This is a genomic window from Shinella sp., from assembly GCF_035998705.1.
In the GTDB taxonomy this organism is placed as follows: Bacteria; Pseudomonadota; Alphaproteobacteria; order Rhizobiales; family Rhizobiaceae; genus Shinella.
In genome coordinates, this window is the sequence record NZ_DASYHH010000014.1 from 76,550 (window position 1) to 93,800 (window position 17,251).

Consider the following 17,251-nt stretch of genomic DNA (forward strand, 5'->3'; position numbering starts at 1 on the left):
CTTTCCTCGCCGGAAAGATCAACCGGTTTTGCGAATGAGGCCATTCACGATCGTGTCGGAAACCGCCCGATAGGCGAGCGTGTCTTCCAGCCGCTGCGGCCTTGCGAAGTAATAACCCTGCATCATGCGGCAGCCGAGCGCCCTGAGCGCCACCACCTGCTCATGGGTTTCCATGCCCTCGACGACGCAGACGCAGCCGATATTGCGCGACAGGTCGACGATGGTCTTGACGATGCTGCGGCTGAGTTCGTTCGTCGCGATATCGACGATGAAGCCGCGGTCGATCTTGATCTTGGTGAGCGGCAGCTTGTGCACGTAGCTGAGGCTGGAATGGCCGGTGCCGAAATCGTCGAGGGCAATGCCGATGCCGCGCGCGGCGAGGCGGCGGATGTTTTCGGCGGCGAGCGCGAAATTGCGCATGACGGCGGTTTCGGTCACCTCGATGTCGAGGCGGGCGGGGTCGACGCCGCTTTCGGCGATGATGTCGAGCAGGTTGTCGACGGTCTTGGTGGACACGACGTCGCGGGTCGACAGGTTGACGGAGAGGCGGACGTGGTCCGGCCAGCTCTGCGCCGCCACGAGCGCCTTGCGCATCAGCGTCTCGGTGAGGCTGCCGATGATGCCGGCGCGCTCGGCAGCGCGGATGAAGGTGCCGGGGGCGACGGGGCCGAGGGTGGGGTTCTCCCAGCGGGCGAGCGCCTCATAGGCGGAGATGCCATTGGTATCCGCGTCGACCATCGGCTGGAAGACGAGGTACATTTCGCTCTCGAAGTCTGCGGCGCGCAACGCCTGCTGGATGCGGCCCTGCTCGTTGATCTCCACCTCGTGCTCCGCGGAGAAGACCAGTGCGGTGCCGCGGAAATTCTGCTTGGCGAGGTAGAGGGCGAAATCGGCGCGGTCGAACAGCCGGTCGGCCGTCGTGCCGGCGTCACCGAGGATCGAGATGCCGAGCGAGCCGGAAACGCGCGCCGTCTGGCCGTTGAAGACATAGGGTTCCTGAAGCGCCGCGCAGATCTCGTCGCCGAGCGCATGCAGCCGTACAGGGCAGGGGCTTCCCTCGAAGATGATGCCGAATTCATCGCCGCCGAGCCGGGCGGGGAACACGTGCTCACCGGAAAAGCCGGTGAGCCGGTCGCCGACCTCGATCAGCAGCTTGTCGCCGATGCCGTGGCCGAAGGCGTCGTTGACCGGCTTGAAGCCGTCGAGGTCGATGAGGCCGAGCGCGAGGCCCGTGCCGTTCTTCTCGGCTTCCTCTATCCGCCTTTCGAGTTCGGCGCGGAACTGCCGGCGGTTCGGCAGGTTGGTCAGGCTGTCGAGATTGGCGAGGCGGTGATTTTCGTCGCTCAGCCGCTGGGTTTCCGCCTGGCGCTCGGTCAAATCCTTCTGCGACTGGATGAGCGCGCCGAAATCCCGGTAATAGGTGAACAGGATGAAGATCATGGCGACGGTGACGAGCGCGACGTTGAGCGCCAGCGCGGTGAAGACCGGATTGCCCGTGGTGCCGAAGAATATCGTGAACGGCCCGAGCACGATCGCCGTCAGCGCCAGCGCCGCTGCGCGCAGGTGCATCAGGCAGAAGATGCAGCCGATCACCGTGTTGGCGATGTAGAAGGCGACATGGGACTGCTGGTAGGCATCGCCAAAGGAAAACAGGCTGAGCGACCAGGCGCAGAAACCGGCGCCGAGAAGCGCGGTCAGCCGGTAGGTGGAGCGCAGGCGGGCCGTCGCTTCCTCATGCGTGTAACGCCGGTGGCGGCTGAACCACCAGTGCACCAGCCGGAACAGGCTGACGGCATAAAGCATCGACGGAATATAAAGGGTGAGAAGGGCCGGGGCTGCATGGAAATGCGTGACCGTCAGGGCGACGGTATTGGTGACCAGCATGAAGTAAAGCAGCGGCACCTGCTTCGTAAAAGCGGCAAGCTGCGCCTGTACGAGTTCCGGATTACCGGATTCGATCGTGAGAACGGCCTTTGCCCTGCTGAACATCAATGCTTGCTCCTGCCCTAACGGCAAGAAAAGCACGAGTTGCTAAAATAAATCTGAATCCGCAGGCGAGACAGTTTCGCGAAAGAAAATTCTCCTACCATTCCTCGCATACCGAATACACGTGCCTATATTTGCGGCAGGACGGCATGCCGGCCAGGCCATCGAGGCCCCCAATTGCGGAATGGTTTGCGGGCCTTTCCCGGCCGGTTTTGCCATCCCGTTGTAATCTTGATGAAATATTAGTCTGGCAAGGTTCAAAACAAAGGCAGGCGCGAAAATCCGTGGGTAAGTCCCGGCAGGCTTGAATCACGCAACCCGTGGGGATATACAGCGCGCCTTGAGATGTTCTTCAGGAGAATCGCGTTGAGTGAGAAGATCGATCTTAGCAATCTCGCCCTCGATGAGGACGATGAATTCATGAGTGTAAACCAGCGGGCTTACTTCCGAGCGAAGCTGAACGCCTGGAAAAACGACATCCTGCGCGAAGCGCGAGAAACCCTCGGTCACCTGGCAGAAGAAAGCGCAAACCATCCGGACCTCGCGGACCGGGCGTCTTCCGAAACCGACCGTGCCATCGAACTTCGGGCACGCGACCGCCAGCGCAAGCTGATCTCCAAGATCGATGCGGCGCTGCAACGTCTCGACGAAGGCACCTACGGTTACTGCGAGGAAACGGGCGAACCGATCGGCCTCAAGCGTCTCGACGCCCGACCGATCGCCACGCTTTCGATCGAGGCGCAGGAGCGCCACGAGCGTCGGGAAAAGGTATATCGCGACGAGTAGGCGTTTTCTGCGGGATTTTCGCAGGCGGCGTCGACGGCGATCGAACACCGGAGATCTCCGGTGCCGGCAGGTTTTTTACTGCGCGGTATCGGAAGGGTCAAAAATTGAAGCCGTTGGAAGCATCTCTTCCAACGGCTTTTTTATTGTCACGACGGGCGAGCCGGCTCAGGCCTTGCGGTTGGCGGCGATTTCACCGAGCAGGCGGGCCATTTCGGCTTCGGTTTCTTCGCGGCTCTTGGCGCTCGGCTGTGCGTGCGCCTGTCCGCTCATCGCGGCGGTCTGCGTGGGGTTCGAGGTGGGCTGTGCGCTCGTGCGCGCGGCGCTGCTCGATGCGGCGTTGCTCGCCATTTCGGCTTCGAGGATCTTTTCGAATTCGCTGACGAGGGCCGGATTGTCGGCGATGTTGGTCGTCGGCTTGGCGAGCACCGGCGTCGTCACCGGGCGCTGCACCCCCTGGCCGGTGGTGGCCTGGGCGCTCGTCGTCGTCCCGGATTGCGGGCTCAGCACACGCTGGCGGCTCTGTTCCAGCACGTCCTCGATGCGGCGTTCCGACGAGCGCTGCTCGACATTCGCCTGTTGGTTCGTCGTCATCGGCTGGGTGGCGGTGCGGACCGGCACGGCGCGTGCGGCACCCTCGTCGTCGCCGGCATAGAGCACCCTGGCCATGGCGGAGACGCCTTCCGGCGTCGCGACCGGGCGGCGCTCCACCGCGCCCGCCGTCGTGCTGGCGGCGCTGGACGATGCCGCCGAGCGTGCGGCGACGGCCGTCTCGGCTGCCCTGGCCGGCACTTCCTGCAATACGGGCGCGGGTTCGGCGCGTTCGATCACGGGCTGGATTGCCTTTTCGGCAGGCTGGGCGGTTTCGCCCGAGGCGGTGGCGATGCGGGTCTCGACGACGATGTCGGTCGGGCCGCCGATCATCAGGAGATGCTCCACGTCGTCGCGGCGCACCAGCACGAGGCGGCGGCGCGTGTCGATCGCGGCGGCGTCGAGCACCGCAAGGCGCGGCGTGCGGTTGCGTCCGCCGCGAATGAAGGGCGAGGAGGGACGGCCCCGGATGATCCACAACACCAGCGCGAGGCAGAGCAGGCCGAGCAGCACCACCACGGCGGCGATGACGAACTTCGTGCCGTTCTCTGCGAGAATCTCCTGGAACATGACGCGCTCACTCCTTCGGGGATTTGCCCTTTTTCGGCATATTGCTGTATTTGACGGCTTTTTACGGGGTCGTACAAGCGCTTCGCCGCGCTTGTCCAGCACCGAATGCCGTCGTCATCGTCGCGTAAGTATGGCAGGTTACGAAAATTGCGATGTTTGAGCCGGGAATATTCCCTGTGAATTCGCGGCCTTGCTTCCCCTCGATGGCTTTTTGCGCTTCCCTCGTGCGGATAAACATGATTCTCGCATCGGGTCCCGGCCAAGCGCAAGGCCGGACGGATGCAGACGAGGGATTGATGACGACGATGAAGCGGCCGGGCGAGGACAATCTGCCGATCGTGGACCGCGGCGTGCGGCCGGCGGTGGCGCTTCGCGTCGTGCTGCTGGCGATCGTGCTCGCGGCCTCTGCCGGCGCCTTCATCGTGTTCAAGAACCAGCTCGACAACGAGCTCGTGCTCGGGGTTCTCGGCGTGCTGGCCATGGCCGGCATCTTCTTCGTCGTCTCGGCGCTGATCGGTTTCATCGAGATCATGCCGCAGGCGACGCGCTCCGACGATCTCGCCCGCGGCTTCCTCGATTCGCACCCGGACGGCACCGTCATCACCGATCGCAAGGGCCGCATCGTCTATGCCAACGCCGCCTATGGCGCGCTGACGGGCGCAAACGGCGAGGCGGAGGTGCAGACGCTCGAAACGCTGCTGTCGCGCAACCGCGACGCCACCGAGGCCGTCTACCGCCTGACGAACGGCCTGCACGAGGGCAAGGAGGGGGCGGAGGAATTCCGCGTCCAGAAGCCGCTCAACCCGTCCGCCGCCAGCGGCTCGGGCGCGCAGTGGTATCGCCTCAAGGCGCGCGTTTTGCCGAACCGCGAGAAGGCCAAGCCGCCGCTCTATATCTGGCAGGTCTCCAACATCACCTCCGAGCGCGACGACCAGGAGCGCTTCTTCAAGGAATTGCAGAACGCCATCGACTATCTCGACCATGCGCCCGCCGGCTTCTTCTCCGCCGGCCGCAAGGGCGAGATCGTCTACCTGAACGCCACGCTCGCCGAATGGCTCGGCATCGATCTGGCAAAATTCCATCCGGGCGCGCTGTCGATTGCCGATGTCGTGGCGGGCGAGGGGCTGGCGCTCATCCAGTCCGTGCAGGCGGAACCCGGCCTGAAGCGCACGGAGATGCTCGACCTCGACCTGCGCAAGACGAACGGCCAGAGCCTTCCGGTGCGCATCGTGCACCGCGTCACCTCCATGCGCGACGGGGCGCCCGGCGAAAGCCGCACCATCGTGCTCGCTCGCGAAGAAGGCGGCGAAGGCGACCAGTCCGCCTCGATCGCCTCGATGCGTTTCACGCGCTTCTTCAACAACACGCCGATGGCGATCGCCTCCGTCGATGGCGACGGCCGGATCCTGCGCACCAACGCGCCGTTCCTCAAACTGTTTTCCACCGTCGTCTCGCGCGACGACATCGACCACGGCGCCAAGCTCGAAGCCATCGTGCACGAGACGGACCGGCTGCGCCTGCAATCCGCACTCGACGCGGCGAAGGACCGGCAGGGCGACATCGCGCCGCTCGATTCGCTGCACCCGGCGGACGATACACGGCATTTCCGCTTCTATGTGAATGCCGTCATCGACCAGAGCGACGAGGCGCCGGAAGAGGCGGCGATCGTCTATGCCGTCGAGAGCACCGAGCAGAAGGCGCTCGAAACCCAGATGGCGCAGACGCAGAAGATGAATGCGGTCGGCACGCTCGCCGGCGGCATCGCGCACGATTTCAACAACGTGCTGACGGCGATCCTGCTCTCGTCCGACCACCTGCTGCTCTCGGCCCGCCCGTCGGATGCGAGTTTCGCCGATCTCATGGAGATCAAGCGCAACGCCAACCGCGCCGCCGTGCTGGTGCGCCAGCTGCTCGCCTTCTCGCGCAAGCAGACGATGCGTCCGACCGTGCTGAACCTCACCGATGTCATCGGCGACCTGCGCATGCTCGTCGACCGCATGACCGGCACGAATGTCAAGATCGAGGTGGAATACGGCCGTGACCTCTGGGCGGTGAAGACCGATCTCGGCCAGTTCGAGCAGGTGCTGATCAATCTTGCCGTCAATGCCCGCGACGCTATGCCGGACGGCGGCACGATCACCTTCCGCACGCGCAACGTGGAGGCCGAGGAGGCCGCCGCCCGCAATCTGCGCGACCTGCCGGAGGGCGACTATGTGGAAGTCGAGGTCGCCGACCAGGGCACCGGCATTCCGCCGGAAATCATAGACAAGATCTTCGAGCCCTTCTTCACCACCAAGGAAGTCGGCAAGGGCACCGGCCTCGGCCTTTCCATGGTCTACGGCATCGTCAAACAATCCGGCGGCTACATCTATCTCGATTCCGAAGTCGGCAAGGGCACGACCTTCCGCATCCTCATGCCGCGCCATACCGAGGAAGAACTGCCGGTTGATGCGACCGCCCTGCAAGCCGGCGAAAAGCAGCCGGTCTCAACCGTGCCGGCTGTGGAGAAGGAACCGCGCGACCTCACCGGCGGCTCGGCCGTCGTGCTGCTCGTCGAGGACGAGGAGGCGGTGCGCCGCGGCGGCAAACGCATGCTGGAAACCCGGGGCTATACGGTGCACGAGGCCGGCTCCGGCGTCGAGGCGCTCGACATCATGGAAGAGCTGAACGGCGCCGTCGACATCGTCGTTTCCGACGTGGTGATGCCGGAAATGGACGGCCCGACGCTGCTGCGCGAGTTGCGCAAAGGTTATCCGGACATGAAGTTCATCTTCGTCTCCGGCTACGCCGAAGACGCCTTCGCCCGCAACCTCCCCGCCGACGCCAAATTCGGCTTCCTGCCGAAGCCGTTTTCGTTGAAGCAGCTGGCTGAGGCGGTGCGGGAGATGCTGGACGCGTGATGGCCAGGATCGTGTTTGCGCGTCACGTTCTGTATAAATGCCCCGACAGATCCTTCCACCGCGTCGAATGCGGAGCCGCCGGAAAACCTCATTTCATCGGGTAGACGAGTTCCTTTTCCGCCGTATCGACCACGAAGACCGCGAGCAGCTTGGCGGGGGCCGTCGTGCTGTCGTTGGCGCTGACGCCGTGGCGGTCGCCGGGGAGTTCGGAAAAGTTTTCGCCCGCCTTGTAGACCTTGACCGGGCCGTCATTGACCTGGCTGCGGATCGCGCCTTCGAGCACGGTCGCATAGATGAAGGCCGAGGTCGGGTGGGTGTGGCCTTCGGAAAAGCCGCCCGGCCCATATTCGACAAGGACGCCGCGGATGCTCTTGCCGGGCACGTTCGGCAGCTCGTGTTCGTAGACGAGCGTGACGTTCGCGGCGTCGCTGGCAAGCGACGGGCCGGCGGTCGCGATTGCGGCGGCAAGGGCTGCGAAGAGGAGGGATGTTCTGGTCATGTCGATGCTCCTGATGATGGGAAGGAAACGGCGTGCCGCACCATGGCGCCACCCGGTTACCTGCGCGGGGCGGTGGCGAACCACTGCTTGAAGGTGTTTTTGCCAAGGCGCGGGTTGTCGTCCGAGACGAGCGAGCCGTCTTCGAGCCGCGCGCCGAAATAGCGGGCCTCGGGGTCGGCTGCGACCTTGCGGGGATCGTTCATGGCCTGGAGGTAGAGCGCGACCAGTTCGTGAAGCCGAAAGCGCTCGGGGCCGGCGATTTCAATCGTGCCGTTGATCGGCGCGGCCTGCGCCACGTCGGCCATCGCATCCGCGACGTCGTCCGAGGCGATCGGCTGGACGTAGGCGGCGGAGAGATGGACGGTATCGCCGACCGTTCCCGACTGCGCGATGCCGCTCAGGAACTCCATGAACTGCGTCGAATGCACGATCGTATAGGGAATGCCGGACGCCTTGATCAGCTTTTCCTGCGCGAGCTTGGCGCGGAAGTAGCCGCTTTCCTGCAATCGCTCGGTGCCGACGACGGAGAGCGCGATATGGTGTTTTACACCCGCCACCTTTTCGGCGGCAAGCAGGTTGCGCCCGGAGGTCTCGAAGAACGCCATGACGTCCGCATCGGCGAAAGAGGGCGAGTTTGCGAGGTCGAGCACGACGTCGGCGCCGGCAAGCGCTGCGGCCAAACCTTCGCCGGTGATCGTGTTGACGCCGGTGTTGGGCGAGGCGGCGATGACCTCGTGGCCCTTTTGGCGCAGGCGGTCCACGGTCTTCGAGCCGATGAGGCCGGTGCCGCCGATGATGACGATTTTCATGATGTTTCTCCCTTCGCGGTGCCGGTGGCGCCACGTTTCCAGTGGTCGTGATGACGGCTGCGGATCAGTTGAGGCCGGCCTTGTCGAGGCCGTAGAGCTTGTCGGCCGAGCCCGGCACGGACTTGAAGGCGATGCTGGCGCGGTTCCAGGCGTTGATCGTCATGATCGAGAAGGTGAGGTCGGAAATCTCCTTCTCGGAGAGCTGGCCGCGCACGCGCTCGTAAAGCTCATCCGGAATGCCGCCCTCGGGCAGCTTCGTCAGGGCTTCGGTCCAGGCAAGCGCCGCGCGCTCGCGCGGGATGAACAGGGTCGATTCGCGCCAGATGGCGACGTGGTGGACGCGCAATTCGCTCTCGCCGTGGATCTTGGCTTCCTTCACATGCATGTCGAGGCAGAAGGCGCAGCCATTCATCTGCGAGGCCCGGATGTTCACCAGGTCGCGGATCTTCTGTTCGACGACGCTGCCCGCGAGCGCCATGCTGAGCTCGGAAATCTTCTTGAACAATTCGGGGGATTGCTGGGCGTAGTTCAGGCGTTGGGTCATGTTCGCTTTCCTTAATTAAGGATATTAAGTATCCTTATGGATATAAGATATCCTTAATTGCTGGACTGTAAAGCCGAAACGGCATAAGCTTGGCGCATAAGGCTTATGTCGAAGAGTATGAGGCGGGCGATGGACATCGTATCGGCGTTGCGCACGTTCCTGCGGGTGGCGGAGACCTCTTCATTCTCGGCCGCCGCGCAGGATCTCCACCTGACGCAGCCGGCGGTATCGCGGCAGATTTCCGCCCTGGAGGCGCGCCTCAACGTCCGCCTTCTCCACCGCACGACCAGCGCGCTGGCATTGACGGCCGAGGGGGAGCGCATCATCCCGATGGCGCTGCGCGTGCTGGAAGCCGTGGACGACCTTGGCGACAGCCTCGGTCAGGATGCGGCAACGGCGATGGGGAAAGTGAAGCTGAGCGTCCCGGCGCCGCTCGGGCTTTTTCTCGCCGACAGGGTGGGAAGCCTGCTCGCACGCCATCCCGGGCTTTCGGTCGAGCTGATCTTCAAGGAGGACGCCTCCGATCTGGTGCAGGACGGGATCGATCTCGAGGTGCGGATCGGTCCGGTGGCGGACAATGGCCTGATCTGTCGGCGGATCGGATGGACGACGGCGTTTCTCGTCGCCTCTCCCGCCTATCTTGCGACGTGCCGCCCCCCGACCTTGCTCGAAGACCTCACCGGCCACGCCTGCATCTGCTACCAGCGCGCGGGCGACAGTCGCGCCTGGTCTTTTTCCGATGGGGCGTGCGACGTCGCGGTTCGCATCGCGCCGCGGCTGATCGCGCACAATGCCGTCGCGGTTCATCGCGCGACGGTCGCGGGCGCCGGTCTCTCGGTGCTCTCGCACATTCTCGCCCTGCCGGACATGCAAAGCGGCAGGCTTGTCGAGGTCATGCCCGATTTCCGGCCCACGCGACTGCCGATCAGCGTGGTCTATCCGTCGCGGCGCAACATGCCGCTGCGCACGAAGGCGGTGCTGGAGTTCCTGGCCGAGGCCGTCCAGGACGATCCGCTGATGCGCGCATCGGACGTCTAGGCCTCGCAGCAGGTGTGGCCTGATCGTTTTTGATCGTTTGGAGCGGAATGATCCTCCTTGATGGCCTTAACGGCCCGTATCGCTGTTGATGCGGCGGTATCGATCCGCAAATGTGCGCCTCGAGGAGATCAAATGATCAAGGAACAGCGACATGCGCGGATCATTTCCATGCTGCGCCAGCAGGGCGTCGTCAGCATGGAAGAGCTGCGTCGATCCATGCCGGGCGTTGCCGCGGTAACGCTGCGGCGTGATCTGGCGCAGCTGGATGAACTCGGGGCGATCCGGCGCCGTCACGGCGGAGCGGTGCTGTCCGACGAGACGCTGCTGCGCGCGCGCGGCGCCTTGCCAGGCGCCGAGGCGAGCCCGCTGGCCTCCGATCTCGATTCGCTGGATGCCGTCATCCTGCCGCCGATTTCGGGCCGGGGAAGCGATGTGCTGCGGCGGGAGATCGTCCGCCGGGGTATCCCTTTCATCGCCGAAAGCGCGCCGCAGCAGGGGGGCGCCTATCTCGGCCCCGACAACTTCGTCGCCGGCGTCGAACTCGGCCGGCTGGCGGGGCAGGAGATGGGCGGCAAGCCGGTGTCCATGCTGGTGATCGGTGTGGCCGAGCTGCCCAATACCCGCGAGCGGGTGGCGGGCTTCGAGGCGGGGCTGGCCGAGGCGGGCGTCAAGCCGGCGATGATCCACCGGGTCAACGGCCAGGGCAGCTACAGGATCGGCCTGCGCGTGGCGCATGACGCCTTCGCCGCGGACGAGGCGATCAACCTGGTTTTCGCCGTCAACGATCACGCCGCCATTGCCGGCATCGAGGCCGCCGAGCGCCTCGACAGGCAGGTTGCCGTCTATTCGATGGGCGGCGAAAGCGCAGGCTTCATGGCGCGGCTTGCCGAGGCCGGTCCGCTCCGGGCGGTCGGCGCGCTGTTTCCCGAAGTGGTGGGGCGCCTCGGCATTGATATGGCCGTGTTGGGAATTCTCGGACAATCCCTGCAAGGCACGATCACGCCGCATGCCGTCATCACGCCGGAAAGTCTTGCCGACTATTTCGACGACGCGGCGGGGACCTGGCGGCTCAAGGAGGACGTACTCGAACGGCTGAGCAGCGTCCGGTTGGGCTTCAACACGAAGCTCCTGCGGTCGCGGCGCATCGGCTTCCTGCCGCATTATCCGGCGCACGACTGGTATCGCAGCATGGCAATCGCCATGCAGGACCGCTGCCTCGTCTACGGAGCGACGCTGGTCACCGCGCCGCCGCATCACGGCATTTCGGCCGAGATCGCCCGGCTGCGGCGCGAAATCGCGCAGAGTGCGGCGCAACTGCTGCGGCCGGGCATGGTGGTCGCGCTCAACGAGGGGCAGGTCAACCTCTTCCTGGCGGAGGAGTTGCGCAATCTCGCGGCGCAAAAGTCGGAGCGCCTGCAGGGCGTGACCGTGCTGACCAATTCCTTCGACGTCCTGCACGCGCTTGAGGACACCTCTGCCGTCAAGGTCATCCTGACGGCCGGCGAATACCAGAAGGCCGATCGCTGCCTCGTCGGCCCAAGTCTTGGCGCGATATTCGAGCGGGTTCGTCCGCATCTCGCCTTCATCGCAACGGACGGCGTGACGCCGGGCTTCGGCCTGTCGTCGCTCGACGAGCGGCGGGCGCTCGCCGCGCAGCGCTTCATCAATGCGGCCGAGATCAGCATCGTGCTTGCCGACAGCGTGGCGCTCGGCTCCGACGCCAACCACCGCATTGCCGGCATCTCGCAGGTTCGCTCGGTCCTGACGGACGACGGTGCCCTGCCGGAGGATCGGCAGCGCTTCCGTTCGGTCGGCGTCGACGTGCTGATTGCCGGCGAAGTGCTGCCCGAACCGGCCTTCGAGGCGGACGGGAACTATCGAAATCAATCCTGAAACAATCACATCGCGAGGGAGGAAACCATGAAGCGATCATTTTTGACGACTGTGGCTCTGGGAGTTGGGTTGCTGGCAGCAGCGCCGGTTTTGGCCCAGGAGGTCACGCTGCAATTCTGGGACAACCAGCAGACCGAAAGCGGCCTTTCCGATGTGCAGAAGGCCGCCGTCGAACGGTTCATGACGGAAAACCCCGATATCAAGATCGAGGTGACGACCGTTCCCTATCCGGAATACCAGCAGCGGCTGCTCACCGCCGTGCAGGGTGGCAACGCCCCGGATATCGCGACGCTCGACCAGATCTGGGTCGGCGCCTTCGCCAAGGCGGGCGCGGTCTCCGACCTGACGGCGCAGGCCGGCGCGGCTGGCCTTGCCCGTGACGGCTTCTTCGGCGGCGCGTGGGATTCGGCGGTGCTGGACGGCAAGCTTTACGGCATTCCGTTCAACGTCGATGTCTGGCAGTTCAGCTATTACAACAAGGCGCTGCTCGACGCCGCCAAGATCGATCCGGCGAGCCTTTCGACCTTCGACGGCCTGAAGGCTGCGGCCGAGAAGCTGACGGCGGATGGCAAGTTCGGCGTCGGCCTGTTCGGCCACAAGGGCGAGGACACGGTCGTCGTCGGGGATTCCTTCATTTTCTCCAACGGCGGCAAGATCCTCAACGACGACGGTAGCTGCGCGCTGACGGAGGCGCCCGCCGTCGAGGCGCTGACCTATCTCCAGGGCTTGGCCAAGTTCGCGCCCGCCGGCATTCTCAACGCCTCGTCCGGCGACATGCGCGAGCTCTTCCTCAATGGCTCGCTCGCCATCGAGTTCTGGCCGGCGCTGGAACAGCCGACCTTGCAGAAGAGCAGCCTCAGCTGGGGCTTCGTCAACGGCACGGCACCGGAAGGCAAGACGCCGGTCGGCACCTTCGGCGGCTGGAACCTCGCGGTCTTCGAGACCTCGCAGCACAAGGACGCGGCCTGGAAATTCATCCAGTTCATGGTGCGTGAAGACGTGAACGGCGATGTGGTCGACCTCATCCCCGCCAACAAGAAAGCCGCCGAGGCCTTCCTCGCGAAGAACCGGCAGGACCCGCAGACGATCATGACGCATCTCGACAATGCGAAGGCTCGGCCGCTCTCGCCGCGCTATCTCGAACTGGCGGATGCACAGGTCGCGATGTTCCAGGACATCTATGCGGGCAACGATGTGGCCGCGGCGACGGCGAAGGCCTGCGACACCATCAATTCCCTCAAGTAATTCCAGCGTCTGCCGCATCCCGGAAACGGGGTGCGGCAAGAGGACGAGGCTTTTCCCATGCGCCAAGATCGCCGGCTCCACTGGCTGCTTCTTGCACCCGCTCTCCTTCTGATGGCGGTCATGCTGTATTATCCGATGCTCGGCACGGTCTATGAGAGTTTTCACGAAACGAGCTTTCTGAACCCGGACCCGACATTTGCCGGCCTCGCGCTCTACCGGCGCGTGCTCGCCGACGGCACCTTTACCGAGGTGCTGGTGAATTCGATCGTCTGGACGCTCGGCGTCGTGCTGCTCCAGAACATTCTCGGCTTCCTGACGGCGCTTCTGCTCAACCAGAACCTGCCCATGCAGGGCACGCTGCGCGCCATCGTGCTGCTGCCTTTCATCCTGCCGGGCGTCGTCGCGGCCATCCTGTGGCGCTTCATGTATGATCCGCAGCTCGGCCTCGTGAACTCGCTGCTGCTCCAGGTGGGCCTGATCGAAAACAGCGTCGCCTGGCTTGCCGATAGTCGCATGGCCATGGCCTCTGTCATCGTCGCTGCCGTGTGGAAGGGCTTTCCCTTCTCCATGCTGATCTATCTGGCAGCGCTTCAGAACGTCGATCGCAGCCAGATCGAGGCCGCGACGCTCGACGGCGCGGGGCCGGTTCGCCGGCTCATAGATGTGACCTTGCCGGCGATCCGCGACGTGGTCGTCGTCAATATCGTGCTGACGCTGATCCTGACCTTCAACTATTTCGATATCATCTGGGTCCTGACCAAGGGTGGCCCGCAATCGGCGACCCATATCTTCCCCACCAAGATCTACGAGACCGGATTCGGCCAGTTCCGCTTCGGCGAGGCGGCGACCTACGGCGTGTTCTCGATCCTCGTGCTCGCCGTGCTCGTGGCGCTCTACGCCATCGTCCAGGGCGGCGCCAATCGCCGGAGGGCCGCGGCATGAAACAGACCCGCTCGACCCATCTCGGCCTGATGCTGCTCCAGCTCCTGCTGGCCCTGCTTGTGCTCCTGCCGTTCTTCTGGATGGTCTCCGTCAGCCTGAAGCCGCCGGCAGAACCCTTTGCGATCCCGGCCCGGCTCTGGCCGGACAATCCGACGATCGACAACTACATCACGGCATTCCGGCCGGAGTTCCGCACCTATTTCTTCAATTCGCTGGTGGTTTCGCTGTCGACGGTCGTCATCAGCGTGACGCTCGGCCTGCTCGCCGCCTACAGTTTTACCCGGGCGCAGCTCGGCGTGATCTCGGCGCTGGTGGGCCTGGTGGTTCTGGCGCAGATGTTCCCGCATTCCGCGATCATCATCCCGATCTACAAGATGATGCGCAGCGCCAACCTGCTCAACACCTACTGGTCGCTGATTCTTGCCTATGTCTCGGTGACGCTGCCGGTGGCGATCTGGATGCTGCGGGGCTTCCTGCTGAAACTGCCGGCAGCGCTTGAAGAATCCGCCGCCATCGACGGCGCGACACCGTTGCGCGTGTTCTGGGATATCGTCGTGCCGCTGTCGCGTCCCGGCCTCATCGCCACCTCGGTCTATGTGCTGATCGTCACCTGGCAGGAGTTTCTCTTCGCGCTCTCCTTCACCTCGACGAAAGAGATGCGCACCCTGCCGGTCGGGCTCAACGACTTCATCGGCCAATACGGCATCCGCTACGGCGAACTCATGGCGTCCTCGGTGATGGTCTCGCTGCCGGTCATGGCCGTGTTCTTCTTCCTGCAACGCTATTTCGTCGCCGGCATCACCGCCGGTGCCGTGAAAGGTTAGGCCATGGCGCTGATCGAACCTTCCGATCTCCTACCGGGCATCCGCCAGATCCTGTTCAACCGGCCGGAGAAGCTGAACGCGCTCTCCACGCCCCTGATGCACGAATTCGAAGCCGCACTCGACGCTGCGGCGGCGGACCCTGCCGTCCGTGTTATCGTGCTGCGCGGTGCCGGCGGCAAGGCCTTCGTCGCGGGGGCGGATATCGCCGAATACCAGGGAAACAAACGGGCGGAATTCATCGCCTATCAGCTCAATTCCCGCCGCGTCTTCGACCGGCTGGAACGCATCGGCAAGCCGGTGATCTGCGCGATCGACGGTTTTGCGCTCGGCGGCGGTTTCGAGATCGCGCTCTGCTGCGACATCCTGATCCTGTCGGAGACCGCGCAGCTCGGCCTGCCGGAAGGCCGGCTCGGGCTCAGCCCCGGCGGCGGCGGCACGCAGAGGCTGTTGCGGGCGATCGGCAAATATGCGGCGTCCGACCTGCTTCTGGCGGGCTGGCGGCTATCGGCGGAGCGCGCCTTGGCGCTCGGGATCGCCGCCGATGTCGTGCCGGCGGAGGACATGGACGAGGCGATCCTGCGCCGGGCGCGGGCTTGTCTCAAGATTGCGCCGCTCGCGGCCGCCGAAATGAAGCGGCTGCTGCGCGAAGGACAGGATGCCGGCATCGAGACCGCCAAGAGCCTGGAGCAGGAGGTGCTGTTCCGCCTCTATTCGACGGCCGACGGGCAGGAGGGCATCGATGCCTTCCTGGAAAAGCGCGATCCCCAGTTCAGGATGGAATAATCATGGAATTCGAAGGCAAAGTCATCGTCATAACGGGCGGCGCCAAGGGCATCGGCCGCTCCTGCGTGGAATTGTTTGCGGCACGCGGCGGCCAGGTCGTCTTTTCCGATATCGACGAGGCCAGCGGCGAGGCGCTCGCCGGCACGCTCGGCCAATCCGTCGTGTTCCTGCGCGGCGACGTGCGCAGCCTTGCCGACATGCAGGCCATGGCGGCAATGGCGGAAGCGCGGTTCGGCGGGCTGGACATCATCGTCAACAATGCCGCGGTCGCCCTCAATGGTGTGATCGACGAGATCGACGAGGAACGCTGGACGACGGTGATCGACACGAATCTCACCGGCTTCTGGCGCACCATGAAGGCCTGCGTGCCGCTGCTGCGCAAGCGCGGCGGCGGTGCCGTCGTCAATCTCTCCTCCGTCCAGGGCCTGATTGGCTTCCAGGGCTGGCCGGCTTATGCGGCCGCGAAGGGCGCGATCATTTCGCTGACGCGGCAATGCGCCATCGACCTCGCCAAGGCGGGCATCCGTGTCAATGCGGTGGCGCCCGGCACGATCATGACCCCGATGAACGAGAAGATCTTCGAGGAGACCGACGATGCGGCGGCGCTGATCGACAGCTGGAACCGGGCGCACCCCATCGGCCGTTTCGGCCAACCGATGGAGGTTGCCGAACTCGTCGCCTTCCTCGCCTCGGACCGGGCAAGCTTCATCACCGGCGAGGTCGTGCGCTGCGACGGCGGCCTCGCCATTCGGGGCGAGTGATGCAGGACCTGCTTTCCATAGAGACCGCCTGCGGCGCATTGTTGTTCGACCCCGCGGTCGGCAACATTCCCCGGCTGCGCTTCCATTGGGCGGGCCGCTCGATGGCGCCGCTTTACGCCGCGCCCTGGCGCGACGAGCCGGAGGCTCAGGCGGATGCGAGCCTTTCGCCCGCCGAGCGCCGGCTTGCGGGAGATTTTTTCTGTGCGCCCTTCGCAGCCGCCGTCGATCCCGACGTGCCCGCCCATGGCTGGACGGCCAACAGTCCCTGGCGCCTCGAAGATCGTCGAGCCGGCCGGTTGCGTTTCGGTCTTGTGCGCGACGTGCACGGTGCAAGGATCACCAAGGACCTTGCGCTCGCGGAGGATGCGCCGCTTGTCTACCAGGAGCACCGCATCGAGGGCGGCGAGGGGCTGCTGCCCGTGTCCCACCATCCGATGCTGCATCTCTCGGGGCAGGGGCGCTTCTTCACCTCGAAGAAACGGGCGATCTTCACGCCCGAACAGGTTTTCCAGCCGGGGCGCTCCTGCCTTGCCTATCCTACGCGGGCAACCGAACTCACGCAGGTGGCCGGCGCTAATGGTGCGCCGGTGGACCTGACGCGCTGGCCGATCGGTGTGCGCAACGAGGATTTCGTCACCCTGGTGGAGGCGCCCGGCGCCACGCTCGGCTGGTCCGCCGTGATCCGGGAGGACGAGGACGACATCGTCTTCTTCCTCAAGGACCCGACCGTCCTGCCGATCACCATGCTGTGGTTCTCCAATGGCGGGCGCGACCACGCGCCGTGGAACGGACGTGTTCTCGGCGTTACCGGCATCGAAGACGCTTGCTTCGCTGGGCCTGCCGGCGAGGCTGCGGCACTGCGCGAAAATCCGATTTCGGCCGAGGGCGTGGCGACCGGCCTGCCACTTGGCGAAGGCCGCAGTCACACCGTCCGCCACGTGATGGGCGCCGTGCCGCGGCCCGCGGGCTGGACGGAGATTGCCGGCATATCCGTCGCGGGTGACCGGCTTACCATCTCGGACGGCGCCGGGCGGCAAATGTCGCTGCCGTGGCGCCGAGACTTCCTGAAAGGACTTGAATGAC

15 protein-coding genes are annotated in these 17,251 nt (G+C 64.7%); 10 read left to right on the top strand and 5 right to left on the bottom strand.

Annotated features, from left to right (window positions below; all coding sequences use genetic code 11):
- Positions 1-18 precede the first annotated feature (18 nt).
- The gene (locus tag VGN93_RS11900) at positions 19-1,989 is read right to left on the bottom strand and encodes a putative bifunctional diguanylate cyclase/phosphodiesterase (RefSeq protein ID WP_327507654.1); all 1,971 of its coding nucleotides are present in this window, start codon (positions 1,987-1,989) and stop codon (positions 19-21) included.
- A 363-nt stretch (positions 1,990-2,352) separates the two neighbouring features.
- Between VGN93_RS11900 and dksA the strand changes: the two genes are divergently transcribed.
- Positions 2,353-2,772 carry an RNA polymerase-binding protein DksA gene (dksA, locus tag VGN93_RS11905; RefSeq protein ID WP_319321759.1) on the top strand — a complete coding sequence of 140 codons (420 nt, stop codon included), beginning with the start codon at positions 2,353-2,355 and terminating at the stop codon, positions 2,770-2,772.
- A gap of 165 nt (positions 2,773-2,937) precedes the next feature.
- Here dksA and VGN93_RS11910 read toward each other — a convergent pair whose 3' ends face one another.
- Entirely contained in the window at positions 2,938-3,930 is a 993-nt protein-coding gene (locus VGN93_RS11910) for a flagellar biosynthetic protein FliO (RefSeq protein WP_327507655.1), read from the bottom strand.
- A gap of 296 nt (positions 3,931-4,226) precedes the next feature.
- On the opposite strand from VGN93_RS11910, the gene cckA reads away from it, so the two are divergent.
- Positions 4,227-6,830 (top strand): cell cycle histidine kinase CckA, encoded by a 2,604-nt coding sequence (gene cckA / locus VGN93_RS11915; RefSeq protein ID WP_327507656.1) that lies wholly within the window; start codon positions 4,227-4,229, stop codon positions 6,828-6,830.
- An 88-nt stretch (positions 6,831-6,918) separates the two neighbouring features.
- Here cckA and VGN93_RS11920 read toward each other — a convergent pair whose 3' ends face one another.
- From VGN93_RS11920 to VGN93_RS11930, 3 genes are all read right to left on the bottom strand, one after another.
- A complete protein-coding gene (locus VGN93_RS11920) occupies positions 6,919-7,329 on the bottom strand; it encodes a cupin domain-containing protein (protein WP_327507657.1) in 411 nt (136 codons plus the stop codon).
- 56 nt (positions 7,330-7,385) lie between these two features.
- Complete coding sequence (locus tag VGN93_RS11925; RefSeq protein ID WP_327507658.1) at positions 7,386-8,138, bottom strand: SDR family oxidoreductase; 753 nt, start codon at positions 8,136-8,138, stop codon at positions 7,386-7,388.
- A 64-nt stretch (positions 8,139-8,202) separates the two neighbouring features.
- Positions 8,203-8,682 (bottom strand): carboxymuconolactone decarboxylase family protein, encoded by a 480-nt coding sequence (locus VGN93_RS11930; RefSeq protein ID WP_327507659.1) that lies wholly within the window; start codon positions 8,680-8,682, stop codon positions 8,203-8,205.
- A 129-nt stretch (positions 8,683-8,811) separates the two neighbouring features.
- Here VGN93_RS11930 and VGN93_RS11935 point away from each other — a divergent pair, with 129 nt between their 5' ends.
- The 8 genes from VGN93_RS11935 to VGN93_RS11970 all read left to right on the top strand — a co-directional run bounded on the left by VGN93_RS11935 (position 8,812) and on the right by VGN93_RS11970 (position 17,250).
- Entirely contained in the window at positions 8,812-9,720 is a 909-nt protein-coding gene (locus tag VGN93_RS11935; RefSeq protein WP_327507660.1) for a LysR family transcriptional regulator, read from the top strand.
- A 132-nt stretch (positions 9,721-9,852) separates the two neighbouring features.
- On the top strand, positions 9,853-11,613 hold the full coding sequence (locus tag VGN93_RS11940) for a substrate-binding domain-containing protein (protein ID WP_327507661.1): 1,761 nt from the start codon (positions 9,853-9,855) through the stop codon (positions 11,611-11,613).
- Between the two features lie 27 nt (positions 11,614-11,640).
- Positions 11,641-12,858, top strand: coding sequence for a sugar ABC transporter substrate-binding protein (locus VGN93_RS11945; protein ID WP_327507662.1), 1,218 nt, complete (start codon positions 11,641-11,643; stop codon positions 12,856-12,858).
- Between the two features lie 57 nt (positions 12,859-12,915).
- Positions 12,916-13,800 carry a sugar ABC transporter permease gene (locus VGN93_RS11950; RefSeq protein WP_327507663.1) on the top strand — a complete coding sequence of 295 codons (885 nt, stop codon included), beginning with the start codon at positions 12,916-12,918 and terminating at the stop codon, positions 13,798-13,800.
- Positions 13,797-14,624 (top strand): carbohydrate ABC transporter permease, encoded by an 828-nt coding sequence (locus VGN93_RS11955; RefSeq protein ID WP_327507664.1) that lies wholly within the window; start codon positions 13,797-13,799, stop codon positions 14,622-14,624. Before VGN93_RS11950 ends, VGN93_RS11955 begins: the two co-directional genes overlap by 4 nt.
- Before the next feature lie 3 nt (positions 14,625-14,627).
- Positions 14,628-15,407, top strand: coding sequence for an enoyl-CoA hydratase/isomerase family protein (locus VGN93_RS11960; protein ID WP_327507665.1), 780 nt, complete (start codon positions 14,628-14,630; stop codon positions 15,405-15,407).
- 2 nt (positions 15,408-15,409) lie between these two features.
- Positions 15,410-16,168 (top strand): SDR family NAD(P)-dependent oxidoreductase, encoded by a 759-nt coding sequence (locus VGN93_RS11965; RefSeq protein ID WP_327507666.1) that lies wholly within the window; start codon positions 15,410-15,412, stop codon positions 16,166-16,168.
- On the top strand, positions 16,168-17,250 hold the full coding sequence (locus VGN93_RS11970) for a hypothetical protein (protein WP_327507667.1): 1,083 nt from the start codon (positions 16,168-16,170) through the stop codon (positions 17,248-17,250). The genes VGN93_RS11965 and VGN93_RS11970 overlap by 1 nt, the downstream gene beginning before the upstream one ends.
- Position 17,251 lies beyond the last annotated feature (1 nt).

Bases quoted from the DNA above. Each gene is read 5' to 3' on its own strand.
- VGN93_RS11900 (WP_327507654.1), bottom strand. From the start codon at position 1,989: ATGTTCAGCAGGGCAAAGGCCGTTCTCACGATCGAATCCGGTAATCCG.
- VGN93_RS11910 (WP_327507655.1), bottom strand. From the start codon at position 3,930: ATGTTCCAGGAGATTCTCGCAGAGAACGGCACGAAGTTCGTCATCGCC.
- cckA (WP_327507656.1), top strand. From the start codon at position 4,227: ATGACGACGATGAAGCGGCCGGGCGAGGACAATCTGCCGATCGTGGAC.
- VGN93_RS11920 (WP_327507657.1), bottom strand. From the start codon at position 7,329: ATGACCAGAACATCCCTCCTCTTCGCAGCCCTTGCCGCCGCAATCGCG.
- VGN93_RS11925 (WP_327507658.1), bottom strand. From the start codon at position 8,138: ATGAAAATCGTCATCATCGGCGGCACCGGCCTCATCGGCTCGAAGACC.
- VGN93_RS11930 (WP_327507659.1), bottom strand. From the start codon at position 8,682: ATGACCCAACGCCTGAACTACGCCCAGCAATCCCCCGAATTGTTCAAG.
- VGN93_RS11935 (WP_327507660.1), top strand. From the start codon at position 8,812: ATGGACATCGTATCGGCGTTGCGCACGTTCCTGCGGGTGGCGGAGACC.
- VGN93_RS11940 (WP_327507661.1), top strand. From the start codon at position 9,853: ATGATCAAGGAACAGCGACATGCGCGGATCATTTCCATGCTGCGCCAG.
- VGN93_RS11945 (WP_327507662.1), top strand. From the start codon at position 11,641: ATGAAGCGATCATTTTTGACGACTGTGGCTCTGGGAGTTGGGTTGCTG.
- VGN93_RS11950 (WP_327507663.1), top strand. From the start codon at position 12,916: ATGCGCCAAGATCGCCGGCTCCACTGGCTGCTTCTTGCACCCGCTCTC.
- VGN93_RS11955 (WP_327507664.1), top strand. From the start codon at position 13,797: ATGAAACAGACCCGCTCGACCCATCTCGGCCTGATGCTGCTCCAGCTC.
- VGN93_RS11960 (WP_327507665.1), top strand. From the start codon at position 14,628: ATGGCGCTGATCGAACCTTCCGATCTCCTACCGGGCATCCGCCAGATC.
- VGN93_RS11965 (WP_327507666.1), top strand. From the start codon at position 15,410: ATGGAATTCGAAGGCAAAGTCATCGTCATAACGGGCGGCGCCAAGGGC.
- VGN93_RS11970 (WP_327507667.1), top strand. From the start codon at position 16,168: ATGCAGGACCTGCTTTCCATAGAGACCGCCTGCGGCGCATTGTTGTTC.